Here is a 24210-nt window from a genome sequence, read left to right as displayed (position 1 = left end):
AGCGCTTGCAGGGCGTGCAGCCGCCATAGTTTCATCGGGTCCAATCCCCGTGAACGAAAAAAAGGAGGGCCAACCTGCGTCCGATATCCAAAGGGGATCCATCGCCATGAAGAAATTTTCTGCCGTCCTATTATGCAGCGTAGCATTCGGAGTTGGAGCGCCGGCCTTCGCGCAGCAAGCTAGTGAAGCTGATGCCAATACCACTACCGAAATCGTGGTCACTGCGCAGAAGCGCGCCCAGTCAGTCCGTGATGTCGGTATTGCTATTACCGTTTTCGGCGCGGACGACCTTCGCCGCTCCCAGGCAACCGATGTGGGAGCGCTTGCGAGCCAGTTGACGGGCGTCGTCGCCACCACCAGCGTCAATTTGCCCGCTTTCACTGTACGCGGCATCGGCCTTAACGAATTTGCGTCGAACTTTGACTCGCCGGTCGCGATCCACGTGGATGAGGTCTACAAAAGCAAACCGTTCATGGCGACCGTGCCCTTCTTCGACATCCAACGGGTCGAGGCATTGAAAGGACCACAAGGTACGCTGTTCGGTCGCAACACGACCGGCGGCTCTGTCAACTACTACACGCAAGAGCCCGAGTTCGAAACGAGCGGCGGGATGAACTTCAATGCCGACAATCATGGCCGTGCTCGTGTCGACGGGTTCGTCAACGCTGCACTAAGCGATGAAGTCGCGGTTCGGGCATCTTATCTGGTCGCGCAAGGCAGTGGCGGTCCTTACCGTAATCTCCTGACGGGAGCAGATTATGGCGCGCCTAATCAGATGGTTGGCCGCTTGCAGCTCAAGTGGCAGGGCGCAAACACGTCTGTGCGGCTGATGGGCTATGCGTTTCGCGATAAAAGTGAACTTACCCCATACAAAAGTCCTGGCATCTTCAATCCGGACGGCTCGCTTTGCCCCCAAGTATTCACCGGAGAAGTCCGCAAGAACCGCGGCGCATGCTTGAAATACGGACCATTCGTGCCAGGACCGAACCCGCTTGGCCTGCGCGAAACGCAAAGCATTCGCGAGCTTTCCGCTGATAACCCGCAGGGCGCCAACAATAACGCCTATGGTGGCTATGCCCGCGTCGAGCATCAGGCGGGCCCTGTCACGCTCACGTCTATCACGGCATTCGATTATTTCCAGCGGGACCAGACTGACGATCCTGACAATTCGCCTTACGCCACCGCTAACCAGAATTATTACGCCCGTATCAACCAGTTCTCGCAGGAGTTGCGCCTTTTCGCCAAGCTCGGTCGTCTGAACCTTTTGGTAGGTGGCTTTTACGAGCATGACTCCATCACGGACGTGACCAGCGCCGATCTTTCCCAGAACGCATTGCTTGGCCTGCCGCCGTTTGCGCCTCGCCTGGCGGCGACGTTCAAGCAAAAGGTCCGGTCTTTGGCGGCGTTCAGCAACGCGGAATATGCGCTAACCGACACGCTCAGCCTTATTGCCGGATTGCGCTACACCAGCGACAGGACTTCCATCGACGCGCAGACCTATCTGGGCGCAAACGATCCTACAGGACGCACGCATGTCGTCACGCCGGTGATCCCGGCGGATGCACTGGTCGATCGTCGAACCGACGACACCACGTCGTTTCGTGCGGGCATCAACTGGAAGCCCACACCGGACCAACTGGTTTACGCATCGATCTCGCGTGGGTTTCGCAGCGGGGGCTATAGCATTCCTTTCGGCGGTGTAATTACCAGCTTCGATCCGGAAAGGCTGACGGCGTATGAGATCGGCTCCAAATCCCGTCTGCTAAATCGGATGCTCGATCTCAACGTTTCGGCGTTCTTTTATGACTATAAGGATCTGCAGACCAACGTCGACGATCCCTCATCGCCGCTTGTTCCGATCACCCGCAATATCGGCGGATCGCGCACCTATGGCGTTGAGGCTGATGTGACGCTTCGGCCTACGCCTACCTTCCTGATCAGGCTTGGCGGCAGCTATCTGGACTCCCGCTTTCGGAACACCGACGCTGTGATCACCACCTATGCCGGACCGATTTCGCTCGACGGCAAGCGTCCTGTCAACAATCCCAAGTGGTCAGGCCAGGGCATGGTGCAAAAGAGCTTTGAGATTGGCGCCGGTCGCGAACTGATCGCTAACACCGACTTCCGTTACGTGGGGAATCGCTTCCTCGAAGCGACAGGCCAAGTTTTTGATCGCGCACCGTCCTATTGGGTTCAGAACGCGCGGTTAACGCTTGCTAGCAAGGAGGGCGGCTGGGAAGTCTCCGCTTGGGGCAAGAATATCTGGAACAAGGAATATCTTACATATCTGAACAATGTGAGCTTTTTCCGCTTGGAGATTTACGGCGAGCCATCGTCTTATGGTATCTCGGCTGCCTTCAAGTTCTGACTTTGGGCGAGCCTCCGGCGGAGGCTCGCTTTTTTGATCTTCCAAAATAATCTGTCTGACGCCGCAGTTGAGTGATCGCCGTAAAGAGCTATGAGCCTTTCCAGAATTAGGCAAAGGCTGCAGGAGAAGTTTGTGGAAGGCGGTGATTTCAATGCGCGGGAGTGGCCGTTCTTCTGGATCACCCAGACTGCTGGACAATATGTCCGCAAGGTTGAGCCTGCTTTGCGGGATATCGGTCTGGATATCCCGCGGTGGCGTGTGCTTATGTGTGTGGTGCCAGGCCAAGCCATCGGCGTGACCGAGATTGCCGAACTCGCGATCGCCAAGTTGCCAACGATGCTTAAGATTATCCAGCGCATGGAGGCTGATGGCCTTGTTGCCTGTGCGCCTCGCGCCAGCGATGGCCGTGTAACTGACGTGTCCCTAACGGAACGCGGTCTTGAGGCACGCACCCGCGCCTGGACTGTTGCGAAGGCGATCTACGAACGAGCTTTTGAGGAGGTTTCCGGCAGCGAAGAAGCGCGCCTGAACAAGCTGCTGGAGCGAATATACAGCAGCTTGCGCAGCTGACGCCGATCGCACCATGTGCGAACAATCCTTGGCTGGCGCATGCCTTGGAATAACGTCAGAGCATTGCCAGCCGAGGCTTCTTTCAGAACATCTCAACGTAATTATTTACCCCGTCATCAGGGGTGCGGCCATCATACCCTGCTCCAGTTCGACACAGAGACGTTCCAATAATCGGGTTAGCTCGGATTGATCGGCAAGCCGCCAGCTTACGATGATGGGCGAGATCGCATCGCGTTCTGCTATTGGTCGATAGACGACGTCGTCGCGGCGCAGGCGCTGCACTGCGGCTGGGACGATGGCGATCCCGGCGCCCGCTGCGACAAGTCCGAGCGCGGTCTGTAGTTCGCGAACTTCGCGGGTTGAGCCAGGCTGAACCCCATGGTCCTCAAGGACTGCAAGCAGTTGGTCGGCGTAGCTCGGTCGAGGCTCGTTAGGATAAAGGATTAGCATCTCGCCAGACACATGCGTGAGGCTAATCGGCTGACCGCCTTCGAGGCCTCGCGGGTGATTGGCAGGCAAGGCCATCAATAGCCGCTCGCGTGCAATCAGGCGTCGCTGAATTGCGGGGTCCTCGAACCGCAGCCGCCCGAATCCCGCATCGATGCGACCGGCTTTGAGAGCAGCGATCTGCACCACGGTGTTCATTTCCACTAGATCAACCTCGACCTGCGGCGCAGCCTCGCGAAAGCGACGAATGAGATCGGGCACCGGGCCATAGATTGTTGACCCGACGAATCCGATCACGAAGCGCTTTCCGCCACCTAACCGGTGCTGCTCGACAGCTACTTTGAGCAGCCGTGTTGCGTTCATTACCCGCTGAGCATGCTCTAGCAATAATCGTCCTGCGTCGCTCAACACGATCGGACGGCTTTGCCGGTCGAACAACTCGACGCCCAATTCTCTCTCCAACTCGCGGATTTGCCGGCTAAGCGGCGGCTGGGCGATGCCGAGTATCTCCGCAGCCCGTGTAAAATTACCTTCCTGCGCGACAGCAAGAAAGTACCGCAAGTGTCGTAGCTCCATGACTATACCTATAGAGTATGGTGTAGGACCCATCAAGTCTTCGCTTTGGCGCATATCGCGCGGTACTGTCGAGATAACACAAGTATGGAGAGCCCGATGATAGCCATCGAACGGGTGGAAACGATTCTCGTCGATGTGCCGACGATCCGCCCTCACGTCCTTGCAATGACGACGATGTATCGGCAGACCTTATGCTTGGTAAGGGTGCATTGCGCCGATGGCGTGGTCGGCATCGGGGAGGCGACCACCATTGGCGGACTTGCCTATGGCGAGGAAAGCCCGGAGGGCATCAAGCTTGCCATCGACACCTATTTCGCACCAATCCTGTGTGCAAGCGATGCAGCTCGTCCGGGAAGCGTAATGGCGGCCTTGGCAAAGGCGATTGTTGGCAATCATTTTGCGAAATGTGCAATCGAGACGGCGCTTTTCGACGCATAGGGAAAGCGTACGGGTCTTGCTATCAGTGAATTGCTGGGCGGCCGTGTGCGTGACAGTTTGCCAGTGCTCTGGACGTTGGCCAGCGGGGACACCGCTCTCGACATAGCTGAAGCTGAGGCGATGATCGACAGCCGCCGGCACAATGCTTTTAAACTCAAGATCGGCAAGAAAGCGCTTGCTGACGACGTGGCCCATGTTGGCGCCATAAAGCGGGCGCTTGGCGATCGTGCCTCCATCCGCGTCGATGTGAACATGGCCTGGGATGAGACCACGGCGCTACGGGGCATGAAGATGTTGGCCGCTGTCGGTTGCGATCTCGTAGAGCAGCCCATTTCCCGCAATAATCGAGCCGGGATGGCGCGGCTGCGGGCTGCGGGGATCATACCGATCATGGCGGACGAAGCGTTGCACGGTCCGGTGGATGCCTACGATTTCTCTATCCGGGGTGCGGCAGATGTGTTCGCAGTGAAAATCGAGCAGTCCGGTGGCCTCGTCGCTGCCAAGGCAGTACAAACGATCGCAGATGCAGCCGGTGTTGCCCTTTACGGCGGCACAATGTTGGAAGCAGGCGTCGGAACGATTGCGTCGGCCCATGTCTTTGCCACTTTCGATACGCTGGCATTCGGCACCGAGCTATTCGGACCGCTGCTGCTTACTGAAGAAATCCTCGAGACGCCTCTCGTTTACGGAGATTTTGAACTCAAGGTGCCCGACGGCCCGGGCCTTGGCATTGCGCTAGATGAGCAGCGGATTGCTTTCCTCAGGCGAGATGCCGAGCCTCGGCCAACCATTAGCATCGCCAGCGCACAGAAAGGCTGAACATATGCTCTTCAAGGTAGAAATGGACGTGAACGTCCCACACGACTACGATGCTGACCGCTTTGCGCAGCTCAAGCAGGCAGAGAAAGATCGCTTTCAGGAACTCCAGCGCGCAGGCATTTGGCGCCATATCTGGCGCGTTGTGGGCCTCTATAGCAATGTCAGCATTTTCGACGTGGAGAGCAGTTCTGCGCTGCATGATATTCTGACCGGTTTGCCGCTCTATCCCTTCATGGACATCAAAGTGACAGCGCTTTGTCGGCATCCCTCGTCCGTCCATGACGACGACCGCTGAACCGACCACATACATTTAGGAGACGGATGATGCATGTAGATTTTATTCAAACCCAGCCTGTACAAGATCTTCTCGATCGCGCGAGCGGCACGTTGGTAGCGGGCGGCAGTCCCCGGCTGAAGGCGATCCTGCGCGACTGGCTTGCGTCCACCATGGAATTGATCGTCAAGCATGACATCGACGAAAGCGAGTTTTGGCAGGCAATCGCCTTTCTGCAGAATGGCGCTGGCGAACTGGGCCTTATCGTGCCTGGTGTCGGGCTCGAGCATTTTCTGGATCTGTACATGGATGCCAAGGATCGGGAGGCCGGTCGCGACGGCGGTACGCCGCGCACAATTGAAGGGCCGCTTTACGTCGAAAATGCGCCTCTAGTCGAAAACGATGCCAACCTTACAAGCGATCCGGATGATACAGGAACCCTCTACATGACGGGCCGTGTCATGGGTCCTGACGGTGAGGCCGTTACGAACGCAGTCTTGCATGTCTGGCATGCCAATTCGAAAGGCTTTTACTCGCATTTCGATCCCACCGGGGAGCAGACGCCGTTTAACAACCGTCGCCGCATCAAGCTCGGCTCAGACGGCCATTACTCGTTCAACTCGAAGATGCCGAACGGCTACAGCGTGCCTCCCGCCGGCGCGACCGATCAGCTTATGTCGGCGCTTGGCCGCCATGGGAACCGACCGGCGCACGTTCACTTCTTTGTTGAGGCGCCCGGCTATCGGACGCTGACCACGCAGATCAACTTTGGGGACGATCCGTTCGCCGCTGACGACTTCGCGTTCGGTACGCGGGAAGGTTTGCTACCTGTTCCGAACCGTCAAGGGGATAGCGCCCATATAGCCTTCGACTTCACGCTCCAGCGGTCGGAGGTGGCCGATGAGGAAGGTTTCTCGCAACGCGTGCGAACGAGCGCCTGAGGAACCTTATCCGATGAGCAAAATCTATCCGAACCCCGCCGCCGCCCTAGAGGGTCTGTTATTTGACGGGATGACAATCATGTCCGGAGGTTTCGGGCTCTCAGGCAATCCTGAGAGCCTCATCCCGGAGATCCGCCATGCGGGCGTTAAATCTCTGACGGTGATTTCGAACAATTGCGGCGCGGATAATTTTGGTCTGTGGATGCTGTTGGAGAGCCGCCAGATCCGAAAGATGATTTCATCCTATGTCGGTGAGAACAAGCTGTTCGAGCAGCTTTACCTCAGCGGAGAGTTGGAACTGGAGTTAAATCCACAAGGTACGCTCGCGGAGCGTATCCGCGCGGGCGGGGCTGGCATTCCCGCTTTTTACACGCGCACTGGCGTCGGCACGATAGTGGCCGACGGAAAGCCGGTCGAAGAGTTTGAGGGCGAAGCTTATGTCCGGGAAACCTGGCTCCGCGCGGATCTTTCCATTGTGAAGGCATGGCGCGCCGACAGCGCAGGGAACTTGATGTTCAGAAAGACTGCCCGAAACTTCAATCCGAACATGGCGACGGCGGGTCGCATTACCGTTGCCGAGGTTGAGGAAATCGTGCCTGATGGCAGCTTCGATCCCGATCATGTTCACACGCCTGGCATTTACGTCGATCGTATCGTGAAGAGCACGATCAACGAAAAGCGCATCGAAAAGCTGACCACGCGCCAGAGGGAGGCGTAAGATGCCTTGGTCGCGTGAACAAATGGCGGCGCGGGCAGCGCTGGAGTTGCGGGACGGCTATTATGTCAATCTGGGTATCGGCATTCCCACGCTGGTCGCGAACTATATCCCTGATGGGGTCAGCGTAACCCTTCAATCGGAAAACGGCATGCTCGGTATGGGGCCGTTCCCTTATGAGGGGGAGGCCGATCCCGACCTGATCAACGCGGGCAAGCAGACGATTACGGCGCTTCCCACCTCCAGCTTCTTCTCTTCGGCTGACAGCTTCGCGATGATCCGCGGCGGCCATATCGATTTGACGGTATTAGGGGCTATGGAGGTCGCGGCGAACGGCGACCTTGCCAACTGGACTATCCCGGGGGAGATGGTGAAGGGCATGGGCGGTGCCATGGATCTGGTGGCGGGTGTGAAGCGCGTCGTTGTCGTAATGACGCATGTTTCCAAGAACGGTACGCCGAAAATTCTAGAACGCTGCACGCTGCCGTTGACCGGGGCAGGCGTGGTCGATCTCATCATTACGGATCTGGGTGTGTTGGAAGTCGATCGGTCGTCGTCCATGCTCAGGCTGATCGACTTGGCTCCAGGCGTTGACGAGGAGGAGCTTCGTGCGAAAACTGGCGCGCCGATCATTGGAAGGACCCCTGTTGATGCCTGACGCCTTTATCTGCGATGCCATTCGTACGCCTATCGGGCGTTTTGGCGGCGGGCTTGCGAGCGTAAGGCCCGATGATCTTGCGGCTATGACGATCGCCGCATTAATGTCGCGGAACACGTCGCTGGACGCAGCGGCTATCGATGACGTCATCCTTGGATGTGCCAACCAGGCCGGCGAAGATAATCGCAATGTCGCCCGTATGGCTGCCTTGCTCGCCGGCCTGCCGGAAAGCGTCGGCGGATCGACGATCAATCGGCTTTGCGCGTCCGGCCTCGATGCGGTCGGCAGCGCCGCGCGTGCGATACGCGCTGGTGATGCGGAGATAATTGTCGCGGGCGGCGTTGAAAGCATGTCCCGCGCCCCGTTCGTAATTCCCAAGGCAGAGAGTGCCTTTTCACGCTCTGTTTCCATCGAGGACACAACAATCGGCTGGCGGTTTATCAATCCGCTGATGAAGGCAAAATATGGTGTCGATTCGATGCCCGAAACGGCCGAGAATGTAGCATCCGACTTCAACGTTTCACGAGACGATCAGGACGCATTTGCGTTACGCAGCCAACAGCGGGCGGCGGAATCTCTAAAGTCTGGTTTTTTTGCGGATGAAATCATGCCGGTCACGATCCATGGGCGCAAAGGCGATCTGATAGTCGAGCGAGACGAGCATCCCCGGTCCGAGACTTCGCTCGATGATCTTCGTCGCCTTAAACCGATTGTACGCCCCAACGGCACAGTCACGGCTGGCAACGCTTCGGGCGTAAACGACGGTGCGGCCGCTATGATAGTCGCAACCGAGGACGCGGCGCAACGATTTGGGCTTACGCCGAGAGCGCGGATAGTGGGGATGGCCAGCGCAGGAGTTGCCCCACGGGTGATGGGCATCGGCCCCATCCCTGCGGTCAATAAGCTGCTCGCACGCCTGGGTCTTACCATCGGCGCCTTTGACGCAATTGAGCTTAACGAAGCTTTCTCCAGCCAATCGCTAGCGGTCCTGCGTGGTTTGGGACTTCCCGACGACGCTGCTCATGTCAACGCAAAGGGAGGCGCAATTGCGCTTGGCCATCCCTTGGGTATGTCGGGCGCGCGTCTGGTGCAGACCGTTGTTCATCGCCTGGAAGTAGAAGGCGGTCGCTTAGGACTGGTGACCCTTTGCGTTGGGGTAGGGCAGGGGCTTGCCCTGGCGGTAGAGCGGATATGAGCGAGGGTATTGTCTCTACCGGCGATAATTGCCGGATTGCCTATCATATAGACGGCCCTGACGGGGCTCCCTTCCTTATTTTGTCAAACTCGCTTGGTACGGCGATGGCGATGTGGGAAGCGCAGATGTCCCATTTCGCTGCGCACTTTCGCGTTGTTCGGTACGATAGCCGAGGGCATGGCCGTTCCGATGCGCCTGCGGGAAGCTATTCGATCGATCGCCTTGGCCGGGACGTGATCGAGCTGGCCGACGCGCTGGGGATTGACCGTTTTCATTTCTGCGGTCTCTCCAAGGGCGGCATGGTGGGGCAATGGCTCGGCTGGCGGGCGCCAGAACGGTTAGAGCGTCTGGTGCTTGCCAATACATCCGCTTACATGGGTCCGCCTGCAGGTTGGGACGAGCGCATCCGCTTGGTGCTTGCTGCGGGCATGGGCGCGATGACCGACGCAGTGCTGGAGCGGTGGTTCACGCCTGCCTTCAATGCCGAAGCTAGCGCGGCACTGGACGCTGTACGCATGATGCTGCTGGCTACCGAGCCGCAGGGTTATGCAGGCTGCTGCGCCGCTATCCGCGATATGGACCAGCGTCCCTTGCTGCCATTGATCGACGTTCCTACGCTCGTCATCGCCGGGGATGCGGATCCCGCTACGCCAATCGAGCACGCCCACCTGCTTGCCACCGGCATACGGGGCGCGACGCTCCATATATTGACGGCAGCTCATCTGTCGAACGTCGAGCAGCCCGAGGCGTTCTCCAAGGCCGTCCTGGATTTCTGCGGCGTTGGCATGGTCCTTTGACGGGGGCGGCAGCCATTCCGCACATAGATCTCCGTCGTGTGCGCCGAGCGGTAATCGGATCGGTCGTTGGCAATGCTCTTGAGTGGTATGATTTTTTCCTTTTTAGCGCTGCGGCTGCGTTAGTTTTCAACCAACTCTTTTTTCCAACGGGCGACAGGACGGCCGCATCGCTGGCGGCCTTGTCGATATATGCCGTCGGTTTTGTTGCGCGACCGGTGGGCGGACTTGTGTTCGGTCACGTCGGTGATCGCTATGGACGCAAAGCGGCTCTTATCTGGACGCTTTCCATAATGGGGGTGGCGACTTTTGCGATGGGTCTGCTTCCGACCTACGAACAGATCGGCTGGTGGGCGCCCGCGTTACTGGTCGTCTTGCGGCTAGTTCAAGGCTTGGCAGCGGGCGGCGAGTGGGGAGGGGGTGTGCTGCTAATTACGGAGAACGCACCTGCGCATCGGCGCGGCTTCTTCGGCGCTTGGAGCCAAGCCGGCGTAAGCCTGGGCTTTGTCATCTCATCACTTGCCTTCTTTCTCGTCCGACAACTGCCCGACGCGGACTTCTATGCTTGGGGTTGGCGACTTCCTTTCCTTGCAAGCATCGTGATCTTCGCTGCTGGCATATTCATTCGTAAACGAGTCATGGAAACCGCGCCGCTGAAAGAGGGGAAGGACCCTGCGGCTCTGCCTGTGGTGGCGCTGCTGCGTCGGTATCCCCGTGCCTTGATGCTCGGCATCGGCGCGCGATTGGGCGAGAATGGCGGATCGCAACTGCTGATTACGTTTTCGCTGGTCTATGGCACTTCGGTTGGCGCTTCCACGGACGTGCTTCTAATAGGCGTCATGCTCGGTATGATATGCGACAGCGCTATGATGCCTGTGTTCGGTGCCCTTTCGGATCGGCTCGGGCGTCGCCCGGTCTATATGGCGGGCCTCCTGGCAATGGCGGCTTTCGCTTATCCCTTCCTGCATATGCTCGGGTCTGGCTCGACGCCTCTCATCATCCTTGCCTTCGTTATCGGCAACGGCTTATGTCACGCTGCGATGATTGGCGTGCAGCCCGCAATGTATAGCGAATTGTTCGAACCAGAGGTGCGTTATTCCGGTCTGGCCTTCGTTCATGAAGTGGCTGCGGTGATAGTGGGCGTGGTACCCCTGATCTCAGCGGCGCTGCTTGCCCGGTACGGTTCGCCGGTGCCTGTGGCGATCTATATCGGAGTACTTTGCTTACTCAGTCTCCTGTCAGTGTGGGCGTTGAAAGAGACTCGACCGACGCGGGCACAGGTCCACTGAGATTCTCGGCCACGCGTTTGAGGAGAGCGTTCAGATGATCGATCTCTTCGGCGTTCATTCCAGCAAAGGCCTGCTCGTAGAGTTTTGCGGCAGACCGCCATGCCTCGTCGCCCGCGATTTGGCCCTGGTCGGTTAGCACGACTTCCATCACCCGTTCTTTGCTCGGGCGGGGCTGCCGAAGGACAAGGCCGTCGACTTCCATACGTTGAATGATTTTTGTCATGGTAGGGAGTTTTTCGATTGTATGCGCCGCAATTTCGCTGACGCTAGCCACGCGATCCTGATGTAGTGCCATGAGCACGCGCCAGCGCGGCATGTCGAGCCCGGTCGGTCGCAGTATCTCTTCCATGCGCGCCCGGTAGCGCCCGCCTGCGCGAGCCAGCCAATAAAAGGGCCAGCTGCGATAGGTGATGCTGGGTTCCCTCGTTCTGCTCATTTCATCTCGGTCCTTTCGACAACAAATAGCAAAATCTAGGTTGAATATTCAACCTAGATCATTATACCCATGTTGAATATTCAACGTAGGTATAGTTCGATGGCGAAGGACGCAATTTTCATTGAGCAATTCCGCCTCGGCGGGGACGGGCCGAGAGTGGCCATCAAGGATTGCATCGACATCGCGGGCTGGCCGACCCGAGCGGGGAGCGAAGCACTGGTCGACGCTCCTCCTGCGAGTCGTCATGCTGACGTTGTGGAGGCAATACTTGCGGCGGGCGGGTGCATTGTCGGCAAGACCAATATGCACGAACTTGCCTATGGCGTGACAGGTGTAAACCGATGGTTGGGAACCCCACGCAACACACGTTACCCTGACCTGATACCCGGTGGATCGTCCAGTGGGTCAGCGGCGGCAATCGCTGCTGGGCTTGCGGATGTGGCGATTGGTACTGACACCGGCGGCTCGATTCGGATGCCTGCTGCCTGTTGCGGTGTGGCTGGCCTGAAGCCCAGCTTCGGAAGGGTCAGCCGCAGAGGCTGCACGCCGGCTTCCTCCAGCCTTGATTGTGTGGGCCCATTCGCGCGGAATGTTGCAGGTCTGGAGACGGGGATGTCGCTCATCGATCCGACATTTCAGGCGGCAGCGATCCCTGCCGCCGTTAGGCTCGGCTGGGTCGCAACGGAAGCGGACGAGGAGATCGTCGCCTCGGTCAGAACGGCCCTACAGCGTGCCAACGTTGAGCTGATCGAGACACCGCTCGACGGTCTGCAGGAGGCATTTCAGGCTGGCGTCACGATTATGGCTGCCGAAATGTGGGAACTGTTCGGCGCACTGGCGGAAGATCCTCGCATGGGCGCCGACGTGCAGGCACGACTTCGCGCGGCTGCCAGCGTCACCCCCGCCCAAGTCGCGGCGGCAGAGGCGGTGCGGAAACGCTTTCGCGCCATTGTCGATAATGCGCTGGCTAACGTCGACGCGCTGGTCCTGCCGGTCCTGCCATCGGTCCCACCCAGGCTGGACGATCTGGGCGATGCCGCGCGGATGCTCCGACTTACGTCGCTTATTCGTCCTTTCAACCTGACGGGACATCCGGCGCTCTGTATCCCCATTGACGGCCCCGGAGGATTTCCTGCCGCGATCCAATTGGTCGGTGCCCACATGGATGACGCGCATCTGTGTGCTGTGGCACGCCGGGTGTCGGGTGAAGCGGTATGAGCGAGCAGAACGAAATTGCGGCGTTGCGTGCCGAATTGTCGTATCTTTACGCCAAGGACGCAGTCCGCGCTGTGGTCATGCAATATTTCCGCCTTTGTGACACGCTCGGTCCTGACACATCGATGGACGATCTGCGCAATTGCTTCACCCGCGATGCGCTGTGGGAAGGAAGAGGGCGATATCGCGAGGCGTTTGGTCGTCACGAAGGAAGGGACGCCATCGTTGCGATGCTCGGCAGCTACGCCGTTCCCCAACCGCACTTTGCGATGAACGCGCATTTCCTTTCAAGCGAGACGATCACGGTGTCAGGCGATACGGCCGTCGGGCTGTGGACCATGTTGCAGACGTCCACGTATCGCGACGGACGATCGGATCTGCGCAGTGCAGCGCTTACGATCCATTGCCGCGTCGAGGATGGCCGCTGGCGGATCTCCCATTTCATTACCGAGAACATCTTTTCGCGTGATGTGGACCACTGGTCCGACACTGCACCGATTTCCGTGCCAGACAATTGAACCGAGGAGAGATCATGAGCAACGCTGACCTTGCCGAGATGGTGCGCCCTGATCGGGCGCTAACTCCGCTTTATACCGATGCCGATATTTTCACCGAGGAAATGGAGCGGATTTTCAAGAACACTTGGGTCTGGGTCGCGCACAGCAGTGACATAGCATCGCCTAATAGTTTCAAGACATCGCATGTCGGCCTCGAACAAGTCATCGTCACGCGTGACAAGGAGGGCAAGATTCATACCCTTCTTAACCGCTGTCGGCACCGCGCGGCGAGCGTCTGCGAAAAGCGGCAGGGCAAGGCGAGCGTGTTCGTCTGCCCCTATCATGGCTGGAGTTATGAACCGAACGGTCGCCTCCGCAAGGTGCCGCATAAGGCGGGCTATCCGGCTGAATTCGACAGTGTCGAATATGGCCTCGTCTCACTGCGGACCGAGGAGTATAACGGGCTTATCTTCGCTACGTTCAAGCAGGATATCGAGCCGCTGGTGGACTACCTGGGGCCAGCACGCAAATGGATCGACCTGTTCATGAAGCAGGGCGGCGGTTATCCCGTCAAGGCACTAGGCGAACATCGTTTCCGCTTTCCAGGTAACTGGAAAATTCAGCTCGAAAACACCACTGACGCTTATCATTTCCCAATCGTTCACAAGACCTTTCTTGATTCGCTCGACGCTGAATCGGAAAATGTGTTCGACGTGCTCGGCCAGGGGGGGTGGGTAGAGGATCTCGGCAATGGTCACAGCGTCATGGTTATGATTCCCGATCTGATCGACCTTGAGGAAAATCTCGATGCTCCGATCCCGCAGCGTTTCATGGATCTCGCCAAAGAGCTGGCAGAAGAAGGGTATCCGGACGATCAGGTGCGCAAAATCGTTCGCGCTGTAGGGGGCGCGGGGTTCAACCTCAACCTTTTCCCCAACGTGGCCTGCTCAATGGCTTTCTTCCGCGTATTGCGCCCGATCAAGGTCGACGAAACCGAGATCACCCATGTCGCGATCGGTATGGATGGCGGACCTGCGGCAGCCAACCGCATGCGGCTTCGCTTGCACGAACATTTTCAGGGGCCGATGGGCTTTGGCACGCCGGACGATGCCGAGGGCTGGGAGCGGGTTCAACGCGGCGCGCGTTCGGGCCAGGACCTTTGGATAATGCTCAACCGCGGCGTAGATGCCCCTGAGGGCTGCGCCGAACCTGGCCATAATGCCGGTGACGTTAGCGCCGAGACTGGCATGCGCGCTGCTTATCAGATGTGGAAAAGGATGATGACGGCATGACTATCATGATGGACCCAGATATCGCGTCGATCGATGTGCCGACTCTGGCCGAGGCGACCGCCTTCATCTGGGCGGAAGCAGACATGCTCGACCGGCTTGACTATAAGCAATGGCTTCCGCTCTGGACCGAAAATGGCCGGTACATCATTCCGACTGAGCGTGGCATCGATGATTATGATGACAGGCTCAACATAGTAAATGACAATGCGGAGATGCGCGCTGCACGGGTGAAGCGCCTGCTGTCGGGCTTTTCCATGTCGTCGGCCCCGCCAGCGCGGACCGTACGCACCGTTTCGCGCTTCGTTCAGTTGGCTGACGATGGCGGCTTGACACTGCGCGCCGCCCAGATCGTTGCCGAATATAAGTATGAGCGAATGCGGATACTTGCGGCAGACGTGGTATATCGCATTGTGCGCGAAGACGACGGGTTGAAGATCGACCGCAAGGTTGTCACGCTCGTAAATTGCGACGATTATCAACACGGTATCGGTTATCTACTCTAGGCGACACTCATGGACGATATAGATTATGCTGCTGCTCGCTTCGTGGAGGCGCGCAGCACTGCTCAAGGCCTTGCGGATTATCCGGGGCGGCTTCCAGAAAGCCTTGATGCGGCTTATCGCGTGCAGCAAAAGGCAATTGCTGGCTGGAGCGACCGAGTTGTCGGCTGGAAAGTTGGACGTATTCAGCCTCATCTCGTCGGATTGTTAGGCGCAGAACGCTTCATCGGCCCGGTGTTCGCGCAGACCGTGACCAAGGCGGGTGCAACGAATTATTTTCCTGCCTTCCTTGGCGGGGTCGCGGTATTCGAAGCCGAGGTTATGATCTCGGCCGCTGCCGATGCGCCTACCGATAAGCAGGATTGGACTGCTCAGGAAGCGTCCGCCTTGGTGGCCGCCATGAACGTCGGTATCGAAATCGCTGGCAGCCCGCTGGCGTCGATCAACGAACTTGGCTCGTTGGTGACGATCGCTGGCTTCGGCAACAATAATGGACTCTTCGTTGGTCCGGAAATACTGGATTGGCGGGAGCGAGACTGGCAAAACCTTATCTGCATGGTGCGCATCGAAGGAGAAGTTATCGCGGAGGCAAGTGCCGCTGCAGTACTTGGCGGACCATTGGAAGCCTTTACTTTCGCTCTCGGCGAGGCAGCGCGTCAAGGCCGGCCCATCCGTCGTGGCGACATCGTGTCGACAGGCGCGATCACCGGTATGCATGTGGTGACGATTGGACAGCGGTGTGTAGCGACATTCGGCGGTGTAGGTGACATTGATTGTGAGGTCATACCTGCGGTCGCACAACCTCACGCGGAGCGGGGTTGTGCGCGCTGAATAGAGAAGTCACTATTTGTGCCATATAAAAATTTCATAGGGTGGGAAACAACAGGGGCTGCGGGGAGCCATCGGGTTAGCGCAGACCCTGCCCGGATCGACGGCGTATATCGCGGTCCAGTAGGGCTTGTCAGCGGATGGTTTGCTCTGATCGAACGCTCCCGGGATTTCACGCTGTTAGCGTGGCGTCCGAAAACGCGAGCGGATTGTCGGTCGACGGCTGCCATCTAATTTGTGAGTCAGCGGGGGGGGGTAACAATCTCCGAGCGGCTCTCGACAAGAGATGTCCGCATGTTCATCAGGGTGCCTAGGTCGGAATCTTTCATGATGCGCCCGCCATCGCAATAGACGATTGGCAACTTGCTAATCGCCTCGTCCAAGTTTTCTATACGGCTGCATAATATGATCACTATGAAATCAATGCAGCGTCGGCACGGAAGCTAATTTTAGCCTCTGCGGCCCGCCAGACATCAAATGATCGAAGCGGAGTGAGGCAAGGGCTTAGCAGCCTCCCCTAAGCTGCTGGAAATAAAAGTATCGCCGGTTTTATTTCTTTAGCGTGGCCAAATAGGCTATAACGTCTTGCCGGTCTTTGGCCTTGTTCAAACCGACGAAAGCCATTTTTGTGCCCCGCACCATTGCCTGCGGAGCGCGCAGGAACTTGTCCAGACTGACTTTGTCCCATGTAATAGTTTGCGCCATCATCGCGCGGGAATAGGCAAACTTCGGAACGCTCGCAGCCTTACGGCCGATGACGCCATTTAACGGCGGGCCGACCGAGATTTTGCCACTATTTGAGTGGCAGATTGCACATCGGCCGTAGATGGCTGCACCGGATTTTGCATCTTGCGCTGAGGCCGACGAAGCTGCCGTGAAGGCAATCAGGCAGGAAAATGCCAGCGTTGTTATGTGATTTGGCACTCGGTCAACCCTTTGCCTTGCTATTCGAAAAGGTGAGCCGAATTTACTGAACTATCGGAAACTCGCCCAACGTGTATGCATCGCCTCCGGAAATCCACTTGCCATCCTTCTTGGCAAAAACGAACAGCATGATGAAAGTGAATGGCTTTTGTGCCTTATCGCGCGGGAATGCGCGAAAATTGACCCACTCCCAAGCGGCGTCCGTTCCGATGTGATTGGAAATCGGCTCGACTTTCACATCAGCGACTTTCACTACATTCTTGTAGTCAGCGCGGAATCCTTCCCGTCCGATCACCGGCTTGCCCTCCGGGCCGAAGGTAATGGCGTCTGCTGAATAGAATTGTTCGACGATTTTGTCGGCATCCTGTGCCGCGAACGCTTTTTCCTTCATGCGATACAGAGCGTCCACCTGCTGACGGAAATCGGCCGCAATCTTCTCGCTCGGCTCCGGCAAATTACCGACCGGCGCTTCACCCGCAATTGCTGGAGTTGCGGTCGCGGCGAGGATTAATGCCAAAGAGGCCATTAGAGTTTTCATCAAAATTCCTGTTTAGAACCGATCAGCGAAAGCGAATTGTCCATATCGAATACGTTCGAGTATCTGTTTGAATCGGCTTATATTGTCAAGCCAGTTCGTGTTTTTCTGGAAAGCCTAACCCTTAAGCGGGAAACGCAATTTCACAGAAAATGTAGCAATACGAGTATGTTGTAGTCTATTAAGAATTCTCAGCGAGATATTCCAATTGCAGTGGAGACTGCCTATAAGTCGATTGAATACGATATATGAACGTCTTTTGGGAGTTTTTGGGTCCGATGGAAGAGAAGCGTAATAAAACGGTGACGCGTCGAGACTTCATTGGAGGCACGCTCGTTGGCTCAGGTGCCGCGCTTTTGACGGCCGCCGCCCCTAATAGCCTTACTGCATCGGCCAATGCCCAGACCATCGATCACCCTATGACCGGCCTTGGTACGGATTGGACGGGCCCCGGCGGCGTAGGCGACTATGCGGGCAAAAATGGCAATACTGCAGCCGTCGTCAACGCTGCGCATGGGCAGATCCGGAATGGTGAACTCGACAAACGGATCGCCACCGCGCCCGTTGTTGACGAACTGTATGACTTGGTCATCATCGGCGCTGGCATATCGGGTCTGACTTCAGCCTATCGATTCCGACAGACAAATCCCACGGCGAAAATCCTGATCCTCGATCAGCATGCGATCTTCGGCGGTGAAGCAAAGCAAAATGAATTCGATGTCGATGGATACCGACTTACCGCCCCCCAAGGGTCGACCGGCATCGTTGTGCCGTTCGCCAAGGCATCTGCTCTTGGTTTTGCGGCGCCGATCTTAAAGGAGCTTGGCTTTCCAGAAGAATTTACCTTTCAGACTGGCAAGAATCTCAGCAAGCCCATGGAAATCCCCCAGGATGCGTGGGGCCCTATGCACATTTCCTGGGAGCGGGGAGACACTGCGTTCTACTATGAGGGTAAGGGGATGGTTTCCAATCCCTGGCGCAATGGCTTCAAGGATGCGCCCATTTCTGAGAAGTTAAAAAAAGCGTTGGTCGATCTTGAGCTTTTTCGCACGCCGCCAAAGCGGGACGACTGGGCGGAATGGCTGGATTCGATGACCTACAAGGAATTCCTGCTCAATGTGGCCGGCGTTCCGGATGACTGCATAGATGGTGTGCTCGAAATACTCAGCCCCGTGATGGCGAGCATGGGCTGCGGGCAAGGCGGTGAGATTATCTCAGCCTATTCCGCCTATAATTACCTCCAGCCTGGCGTGAATGCTTATTATCGCTACCAGTTCGATGGTCAGGACCCCACTGACGTCCTGTATCTGGCCACCTTCCCCGGCGGCAATACGATGATCGCACGGAAGCTCCTCAAGCAAGCAAAGCCCGAAGCGATCGGTGGCGCTGACACTGTATATGACGTCATGACCGGTCCTGTGCAGTGGGACCAGCTGGATCGCATAGGGCAAAATTTGCGGGTGCGCTTGTCCAACACCGTCTTTTCGGTAGTGCACGAGGGCAAACCCTCCAGGGCGAAGGCTGTTCGCATAACCTATGACCAGAACGGCAAGCTCATGAGCGTTCGCGCCAAGGCTGCCATTTGCGCGGGTCAGCAGCACGCAAACCGGCGTATCTGCCATGATATCAGTACGGATTATCGGGAGGCTATGAGCGCTTTTCACCATGCACCGATGTTGGTTATCAATGTTGCGCTGAGGAACTGGCGATTTCTGGACAAACTGGGCGCGTCGGGCATCCGTTGGTTTGAGGGGCTGGGCTGGTGGACCAGCTTGCGGCGTAATCTTGTGGTCGATGGACACGAGACACAGCCGCTTGACCCGAACAAGCCTGTGGTTTTGACACAATACATCCCATTTTTGCTGCCGGGCACGCCCTTTCCCGATCAGTGCACCGCAGCCCGGATGCAGCTCTTCTCGATGTCCTATGCCGATATCGAGGCGCAGGTCCGCGAGCAGTTCACCAAGATGTTCGCCCCCTATGGCTTTGATGACCAGCGCGACATTGCCGGGATTATCACCAACCGTCAGGGCCATGCTTATTTTGTCGGGCCGCCTGGATTCTTCTTTGGCAAGGATGGCAAGAAAGCGCCGAAGGACGTGCTACAGACGCCATTTCACCGCATCGCGTTCTCGCATTCGGAACTGGCCGGCGCGCAGATGTGGGAAACGGCCGTTAGTGAGGGTGAGCGGGCAGCCAAGCAGATTCATGACATGAATCTGTAAAGCAGCGTCATCAGCGCACTGATCAGAATGAAGGCACCATGATCGTTGCAGGGCGACGCCGCCCGTGACGGTCATGGTTTGATCTGGCTTGCCGAAACCTGCGCGCCAATGTGATCCATCTAATTCAAGCGACCGAGACGGTCTTCCGCGTCTTGAATATGCCAGCATCGCCTGCGCCGCTCGTCCTGCGTCCAGGATGCTTGACGGGCATGCTGTTGCGCATCTCAAGGATGGGCGGCAGATAGTTGGCGAGATAAGATGTTGAACCGAGAATTGCCTGATCGAGCATCTGATCAGTGATGATGCCATCTTCAAGCACAGACAGGCTAAAGAAAGTGTCGGCGATTTGGATCGCGTAGAAGCAGGCGAGGATAGGATCTCTCATCTGAGGAACATGATAGATGGATTCAAGGAGGTTGCTTAGCACCGCACCAAATCTCAGATCATCGTGACAGGCTGCGCGCTTGATGTCATGTGCGGTCTGGGGGCCAAGCAGCAGTTGCCGGGCTGCGGTATCGGAATTGAAATAGGCGGCCGAGGTCTGAATGAAGGTGCCAACGCAATCCTGCCAGCGCTGATAGGCTATGATTTCGGGCGCGATCAGGCTCATTTCATCGGTGATCATCCGGGCGAGATCCTTGTAGAGAACGCGGATGTCGGAGAAAAAATGATAAGTGGAGCTTGCCGGTATCTCCGCACGTTCGGAGATCATGGGCAAGGTAATCTCGTCCATTGTCCGCTCGTGAAGCAATGCGCGGGCGGCCAACAACAACGCTTCCCTTCGCGCCCTGCCGCGAGCTTGCGTATATCTCTTGATATTTCCGGTTTCTGACATTCGGTTCGCTATATCGGTGCCATTTGAATTCAACAACCGGAATAGGTTTGAGTGTATGGGGTTCTTTCACGAATGCGCTGAACGATCACCCGCGTCCTTTGCATAGCAACCGTTCAGAAAGATGACCGGCCCCCCACTAAGTGGTCCGTGTTGATTGTTAATGTATTCGCGCCTCCATCGCCGGACACGCCGTTGATGCTATTGCGGTTCACGAAAAGTTCCTGAGGCGTGATATCGGTGACAGGTCGCTTTCCGAACTCTGCCCCAATCAGTTTCACAAACCAGCGCATCTTCTCCAGCGTTGGTTCAGCCAACCCCACACGCGCTTTCTTCTCTAGTAATTCCTCGGCCACGCTCGCGAGGCTGTTGCTGGCCTGAATACTCGGCTCGATGCCGGCTTGTCGTTTGGCTGCATTGGGATCGACTGCATGAGTCAATTGCCTACGAGCCGCATCCCGGGCAGCGCGCGCCTCGGCCAAGCTAATATCGGGATACGTCCCTAGCGACAGTTTCCGCTCCACGCCGTCGATGCGGTATTTGATTCGCCAAAGCTTGCTGCCTCTTGGATTGACGAGCAGATACAAGCCCGGGGAGTCAGCGACCTTGTACGGCTTGGCATTTCAAATAGCGGTAACGATCAGCACCATTGGGGCCCGCCAGGACCCTTGGTTAAGCCCCCACCATGCGCAATCGCAGGCAAACAGAGGCATCCGCCGACAATCAGCGAATACCACAAAACTAACGGAAATCAGGGATTTTTTCAACTGTTGGCGGACGTTGCCAGACAGAATTTTGGAGGCCCGAGCCGGAATCGAACCGGCGTGCAAGGATTTGCAGTCCTCTGCGTAACCACTCCGCCATCGGGCCAAACCGTTGTCGTGGGGAGGACGCCAATGCGCAGCCTATGAAGCAAAGTCAAGTATAACGCATCAGTCGCTGCCGCTGGCGGCGGCTAAAGCGCCAAACTGGGCGGAAAAATCTCTGTTGCAATCGCGTAATGGTGCTTGGCCTCAAGCGGCATGTGAATTAGAGGTTTGCTAAGTCATTTACTGTATTGCGTTACCAATACAGTTGTGCCAATTGGAGACCTGTGGTGACTAAACCGAATTTCGCCTCTATGCGCGCCGCGATGGTGGAAAGCCAACTTCGCACCAGCGACGTCAACGATGCGCGCGTAATCGCGGCTATGGCGCTTGTCCCGCGTGAGACTTTCGTCCCGGCGGATCGGCAGGCAATGGCTTATAACGACCGCCCTATTCCTTTGGCAAACGGGCGGAGCTTGAACCCTCCGCTGGCCACGGGGCGATTGCTGACCGAAGCGGCAATCAAGGCAGGCGACAAGGTGCTGCTGATCGGGGCGGCGACCGGCTATACGGCGGCGGTGCTTGCATCGATGGGCGCTAATGTGACGGCAGTGGATGGCGCGGATCTGTTGCCGGACGATCAAAGCCTTTCTGGCGTAACCTTGGCCCCCGGATCGCTGGTGGCGGGATCGCCTGCGGGCGCGCCTTACGATGTGATCATCGTAGATGGCGCAGTTGAGGACATTCCCGACGCACTCGTTGAACAACTGGCGGATGGGGGGCGTATGACCGCAGGGCTTGCCGACCGCGGCGTTACGCGGCTTGCGACAGGGCGCAAGAGCGGCAATGCCTTTGGCCTTACGAATATTGCGGACATAGAAATGGTATCGTTGCCGGGCTTTGCCCGACCGAAAACATTCGTTTTTTAAGAGGGCACTGCATTTGAAAAGTCTGTCCATCGCCGTCCGGCGCTTTGCGTTGCTTGGAACGACGGCCGTTTTGGCTTCGGCGGCTTCGGTCTATCCAGCGGCTGCGGAAACGCTGCAGACGGCGCTGCTTAAGGCGTATCAAAGCAACCCGACGCTGACGGGCGCGCGGGCAGGTCAGCGCGCCACGGATGAAAATGTGCCGATCCAGAAGGCAGCGGGTCGCCCTAATCTGCAGGCTAGCGGATCGTATACCGAGAGCATCCTGAAGCCTACGATCAGCTTCACCTCGCCCCAGCGTACGGCAAACGCCCAAGCGCAGTTAAGTGTACCGATCTATTCGGGCGGGGCAGTCAAGAACGGTGTGCGTGGCGCCAAAACGCGTGTGGAGGCCGGTCGGGCTAACCTTCGTGCGACGGAAGCGTCGGTTTTCTCGCAAGTCGTAGCGGCTTACATGGATGTCATTCGCGACCAGGCCATTGTTTCGCTCAATCGCGCCAATGTTGGCGTTCTGGATGTCAATTTGCAGGCGACGAACGATCGCTTTGAAGTCGGCGATTTGACGCGCACTGACATTGCTCAATCGCAATCTCGCCTTGCCCTGGCGCGCAGCGATTTACAGACGGCGGAAGCCAATCTCATTCGTTCGCGGGAAAATTATATCGCGCTGGTTGGCGACGTTCCGGACAATCTGGAAACGCCACCGCCTTTGCCCAACTTGCCGCAAAGCCCCGATCTGGCAGTGCAGGTGGCCGTTGCCGACAATCCCGACATTCTGGCTGCAAAGAAAACACGAGAAGCAGCGGTGTATGACGTGAAAGTCGCTCGCGCCGCCGCGAAGCCGACCGTCTCGGTATTTACTCAGGGCGGCTATACCAATTATCTCGATACGCTTGGCGACCGGGCGTCATCGCAGATCAACGAAACGGCGTCTGCAGGCGTGCAATTAAACCTGCCGCTATATCAGGGCGGTCGTCCAGCGGCACAGGTTCGCCAAAGCCAGGCATTCGAATCGCAATCTATCGAGCGCGAGATCGAAACGGAGCGCAGTGTAATTGCTCAGGCGCGTGCTGCTTACGCAAGCTGGCAGGCGTCGCTACAGACGATCGTGTCCAGCCAATCTGCGGTCGATGCGACCTCGTTATCGCTGGAAGGCGTAAGGGCGGAAAATTCGGTCGGCAGTCGTACCATTCTCGACATTCTGAATGCGGAACAGGAAGCTTTGAATGCTCGTGTCCAGTTGGTGTCCGCACGGCGCAATGCCTACGTTGCCGGCTTCACTTTGCTGGCGGCTATGGGCCATGCCGAAGCGGACGATTTGGGTCTTGAGGCAGGCGTTTTGTATGATCCTGTGCAAAATTATGATCGCGTGAAGAACAAGCTGCTCGACTGGGGCGGCGATCCCCGTCCGCAGCCCGTGGCGACACGCACCGTTGACACGCCTGCACAAAACGCCATGGTAGCGCCTGACGCAGCAAAATGATGGTTAACGCCTCGCGCTGCTGCCAGGTACGAACAGGGTAATTGAGGGGCGACGACAATGGGGGACATGACCAAAGAACCCTCGATGGAAGAGATACTGTCTTCCATCAAGCGCATCATTGCCGAAGAAGGCGATGAAGCCGCCCGTGCATCTGCGCCGCGCACATTGCGTCGTGGTCGCAATTCGCCCGCAGTTGAAGAAGATGCAGAGCCGACAACCGTGCTTCACAACGCACAAGTTGACGAGGTTCTGGAACTGACCGACGCGTTCGATTCGCCTGAAAGCATTGCCCCTGTCGAGGACGCGCATGAGGGTGCCTCGAACATTCCGGAGCCACAAGAGATGGCTAAGCCTGAAGTGAAAGCGCCACCTGCGACTGAACCGTCCGATCCCGCGGCTATGCTCTCGGTCGAAAGCGAAATAGCGGCGCGTCATTCGCTGTCTACCCTGTCTGCAATGCTGGTGAAGCCGCAGGCCGGTGGAGACAACACGCTGGAAGCGCTTGTTCGGGAACTGCTGCGCCCCATGATGAAGCAGTGGCTCGATACGAATCTTCCCGGACTTGTCGAGACGATGGTCGCGAAAGAAATCGCGCGGATCACTGGCCGCGAAATTTAACCGACGGCG

General features: G+C 57.4%; 24 protein-coding genes, 1 tRNA gene and 2 pseudogenes. 20 read left to right on the top strand and 7 right to left on the bottom strand.

Annotation, left to right across the window (positions count from 1 at the left end; all coding sequences use genetic code 11):
- Positions 1–106: 106 nt before the first annotated feature.
- The gene (locus LQ220_RS11215) at positions 107–2368 is read left to right on the top strand and encodes a TonB-dependent receptor (protein ID WP_230188371.1); all 2262 of its coding nucleotides are present in this window, start codon (positions 107–109) and stop codon (positions 2366–2368) included.
- A gap of 132 nt (positions 2369–2500) precedes the next feature.
- Positions 2501–2938, top strand: a complete 438-nt coding sequence (locus LQ220_RS11210; protein ID WP_230188370.1) for a MarR family winged helix-turn-helix transcriptional regulator — start codon at positions 2501–2503, stop codon at positions 2936–2938.
- A 105-nt stretch (positions 2939–3043) separates the two neighbouring features.
- Here the strand turns inward: LQ220_RS11210 and LQ220_RS11205 are convergent, their stop codons facing one another.
- Positions 3044–3946: a LysR family transcriptional regulator gene (locus LQ220_RS11205; protein ID WP_230188369.1), complete on the bottom strand. Its 903-nt coding sequence runs from the start codon at positions 3944–3946 to the stop codon at positions 3044–3046.
- A gap of 111 nt (positions 3947–4057) precedes the next feature.
- On the opposite strand from LQ220_RS11205, the pseudogene LQ220_RS11200 reads away from it, so the two are divergent.
- The 8 genes and pseudogenes from LQ220_RS11200 to LQ220_RS11165 all read left to right on the top strand — a co-directional run bounded on the left by LQ220_RS11200 (position 4058) and on the right by LQ220_RS11165 (position 11084).
- Positions 4058–5218: pseudogene (locus LQ220_RS11200) on the top strand (muconate/chloromuconate family cycloisomerase).
- Positions 5219–5222: 4 nt separating this feature from the next.
- On the top strand, positions 5223–5513 hold the full coding sequence (gene catC, locus LQ220_RS11195) for a muconolactone Delta-isomerase (protein WP_230188368.1): 291 nt from the start codon (positions 5223–5225) through the stop codon (positions 5511–5513).
- Positions 5514–5542: 29 nt separating this feature from the next.
- A complete protein-coding gene (locus tag LQ220_RS11190) occupies positions 5543–6433 on the top strand; it encodes a dioxygenase (protein WP_230188422.1) in 891 nt (296 codons plus the stop codon).
- Positions 6434–6446: 13 nt separating this feature from the next.
- Positions 6447–7151: a CoA transferase subunit A gene (locus tag LQ220_RS11185; protein ID WP_230188367.1), complete on the top strand. Its 705-nt coding sequence runs from the start codon at positions 6447–6449 to the stop codon at positions 7149–7151.
- A gap of 1 nt (position 7152) precedes the next feature.
- Entirely contained in the window at positions 7153–7806 is a 654-nt protein-coding gene (locus LQ220_RS11180; protein ID WP_230188366.1) for a 3-oxoacid CoA-transferase subunit B, read from the top strand.
- The gene (gene pcaF, locus LQ220_RS11175) at positions 7799–9001 is read left to right on the top strand and encodes a 3-oxoadipyl-CoA thiolase (protein ID WP_230188365.1); all 1203 of its coding nucleotides are present in this window, start codon (positions 7799–7801) and stop codon (positions 8999–9001) included. The genes LQ220_RS11180 and pcaF overlap by 8 nt, the downstream gene beginning before the upstream one ends.
- Entirely contained in the window at positions 8998–9798 is an 801-nt protein-coding gene (gene pcaD / locus LQ220_RS11170; protein ID WP_230188364.1) for a 3-oxoadipate enol-lactonase, read from the top strand. The genes pcaF and pcaD overlap by 4 nt, the downstream gene beginning before the upstream one ends.
- A gap of 38 nt (positions 9799–9836) precedes the next feature.
- Positions 9837–11084, top strand: coding sequence for an MFS transporter (locus LQ220_RS11165; RefSeq protein WP_230188421.1), 1248 nt, complete (start codon positions 9837–9839; stop codon positions 11082–11084).
- Here the strand turns inward: LQ220_RS11165 and LQ220_RS11160 are convergent.
- A complete protein-coding gene (locus LQ220_RS11160) occupies positions 11023–11433 on the bottom strand; it encodes a MarR family transcriptional regulator (protein WP_230188363.1) in 411 nt (136 codons plus the stop codon). The two genes, LQ220_RS11165 and LQ220_RS11160, sit on opposite strands and share 62 nt — an antisense overlap.
- 186 nt (positions 11434–11619) lie before the next feature.
- Between LQ220_RS11160 and LQ220_RS11155 the strand changes: the two genes are divergently transcribed.
- The 6 genes from LQ220_RS11155 to LQ220_RS11130 are packed head-to-tail and all read left to right on the top strand — an operon-like array spanning position 11620 to position 16086.
- Entirely contained in the window at positions 11620–12738 is a 1119-nt protein-coding gene (locus tag LQ220_RS11155) for an amidase (protein WP_230188362.1), read from the top strand.
- Entirely contained in the window at positions 12735–13253 is a 519-nt protein-coding gene (locus tag LQ220_RS11150) for a nuclear transport factor 2 family protein (RefSeq protein WP_230188361.1), read from the top strand. The genes LQ220_RS11155 and LQ220_RS11150 overlap by 4 nt, the downstream gene beginning before the upstream one ends.
- A 14-nt stretch (positions 13254–13267) precedes the next feature.
- Entirely contained in the window at positions 13268–14524 is a 1257-nt protein-coding gene (locus tag LQ220_RS11145) for a Rieske 2Fe-2S domain-containing protein (RefSeq protein WP_230188360.1), read from the top strand.
- Positions 14521–15027, top strand: a complete 507-nt coding sequence (locus tag LQ220_RS11140; protein WP_230188359.1) for an aromatic-ring-hydroxylating dioxygenase subunit beta — start codon at positions 14521–14523, stop codon at positions 15025–15027. The genes LQ220_RS11145 and LQ220_RS11140 overlap by 4 nt, the downstream gene beginning before the upstream one ends.
- A 9-nt stretch (positions 15028–15036) precedes the next feature.
- Positions 15037–15855: a fumarylacetoacetate hydrolase family protein gene (locus LQ220_RS11135; RefSeq protein WP_230188358.1), complete on the top strand. Its 819-nt coding sequence runs from the start codon at positions 15037–15039 to the stop codon at positions 15853–15855.
- Positions 15856–15873: 18 nt separating this feature from the next.
- A complete protein-coding gene (locus tag LQ220_RS11130; RefSeq protein WP_230188357.1) occupies positions 15874–16086 on the top strand; it encodes a DUF3363 domain-containing protein in 213 nt (70 codons plus the stop codon).
- 315 nt (positions 16087–16401) lie between these two features.
- On the opposite strand, the gene LQ220_RS11125 is transcribed toward LQ220_RS11130, so the two are convergent.
- Complete coding sequence (locus LQ220_RS11125) at positions 16402–16776, bottom strand: c-type cytochrome (protein ID WP_230188356.1); 375 nt, start codon at positions 16774–16776, stop codon at positions 16402–16404.
- Between the two features lie 43 nt (positions 16777–16819).
- Positions 16820–17314: a nuclear transport factor 2 family protein gene (locus LQ220_RS11120; protein WP_230188355.1), complete on the bottom strand. Its 495-nt coding sequence runs from the start codon at positions 17312–17314 to the stop codon at positions 16820–16822.
- Between the two features lie 275 nt (positions 17315–17589).
- Between LQ220_RS11120 and LQ220_RS11115 the strand changes: the two genes are divergently transcribed.
- Entirely contained in the window at positions 17590–19536 is a 1947-nt protein-coding gene (locus tag LQ220_RS11115; RefSeq protein WP_230188354.1) for an NAD(P)-binding protein, read from the top strand.
- Positions 19537–19660: 124 nt separating this feature from the next.
- Here LQ220_RS11115 and LQ220_RS11110 read toward each other — a convergent pair whose 3' ends face one another.
- The 3 genes and pseudogenes from LQ220_RS11110 to LQ220_RS11100 form a co-directional block, all read right to left on the bottom strand.
- Complete coding sequence (locus LQ220_RS11110) at positions 19661–20269, bottom strand: TetR/AcrR family transcriptional regulator (RefSeq protein ID WP_230188353.1); 609 nt, start codon at positions 20267–20269, stop codon at positions 19661–19663.
- A gap of 215 nt (positions 20270–20484) precedes the next feature.
- A pseudogene (locus tag LQ220_RS11105) lies at positions 20485–20970 on the bottom strand (Arm DNA-binding domain-containing protein); the annotation flags it as partial.
- Between the two features lie 194 nt (positions 20971–21164).
- A tRNA-Cys gene (locus LQ220_RS11100) sits at positions 21165–21238 on the bottom strand.
- Between the two features lie 226 nt (positions 21239–21464).
- Between LQ220_RS11100 and LQ220_RS11095 the strand changes: the two genes are divergently transcribed.
- The 3 genes from LQ220_RS11095 to LQ220_RS11085 are packed head-to-tail and all read left to right on the top strand — an operon-like array spanning position 21465 to position 24201.
- The gene (locus LQ220_RS11095; RefSeq protein ID WP_230188351.1) at positions 21465–22103 is read left to right on the top strand and encodes a protein-L-isoaspartate O-methyltransferase; all 639 of its coding nucleotides are present in this window, start codon (positions 21465–21467) and stop codon (positions 22101–22103) included.
- Positions 22104–22152: 49 nt separating this feature from the next.
- Positions 22153–23583, top strand: a complete 1431-nt coding sequence (locus LQ220_RS11090) for a TolC family outer membrane protein (RefSeq protein WP_230188420.1) — start codon at positions 22153–22155, stop codon at positions 23581–23583.
- A gap of 57 nt (positions 23584–23640) precedes the next feature.
- Positions 23641–24201 carry a DUF2497 domain-containing protein gene (locus LQ220_RS11085; RefSeq protein ID WP_230188350.1) on the top strand — a complete coding sequence of 187 codons (561 nt, stop codon included), beginning with the start codon at positions 23641–23643 and terminating at the stop codon, positions 24199–24201.
- Positions 24202–24210: the final 9 nt, after the last annotated feature.

The sequence above is a fragment of the Sphingobium sp. CECT 9361 genome (assembly GCF_918741285.1).
GTDB lineage: Bacteria > Pseudomonadota > Alphaproteobacteria > Sphingomonadales > Sphingomonadaceae > Sphingobium.
The sequence above is the reverse complement of the archived record's forward strand: the minus strand, read 5'-3'. Positions and strand labels throughout refer to the sequence as shown.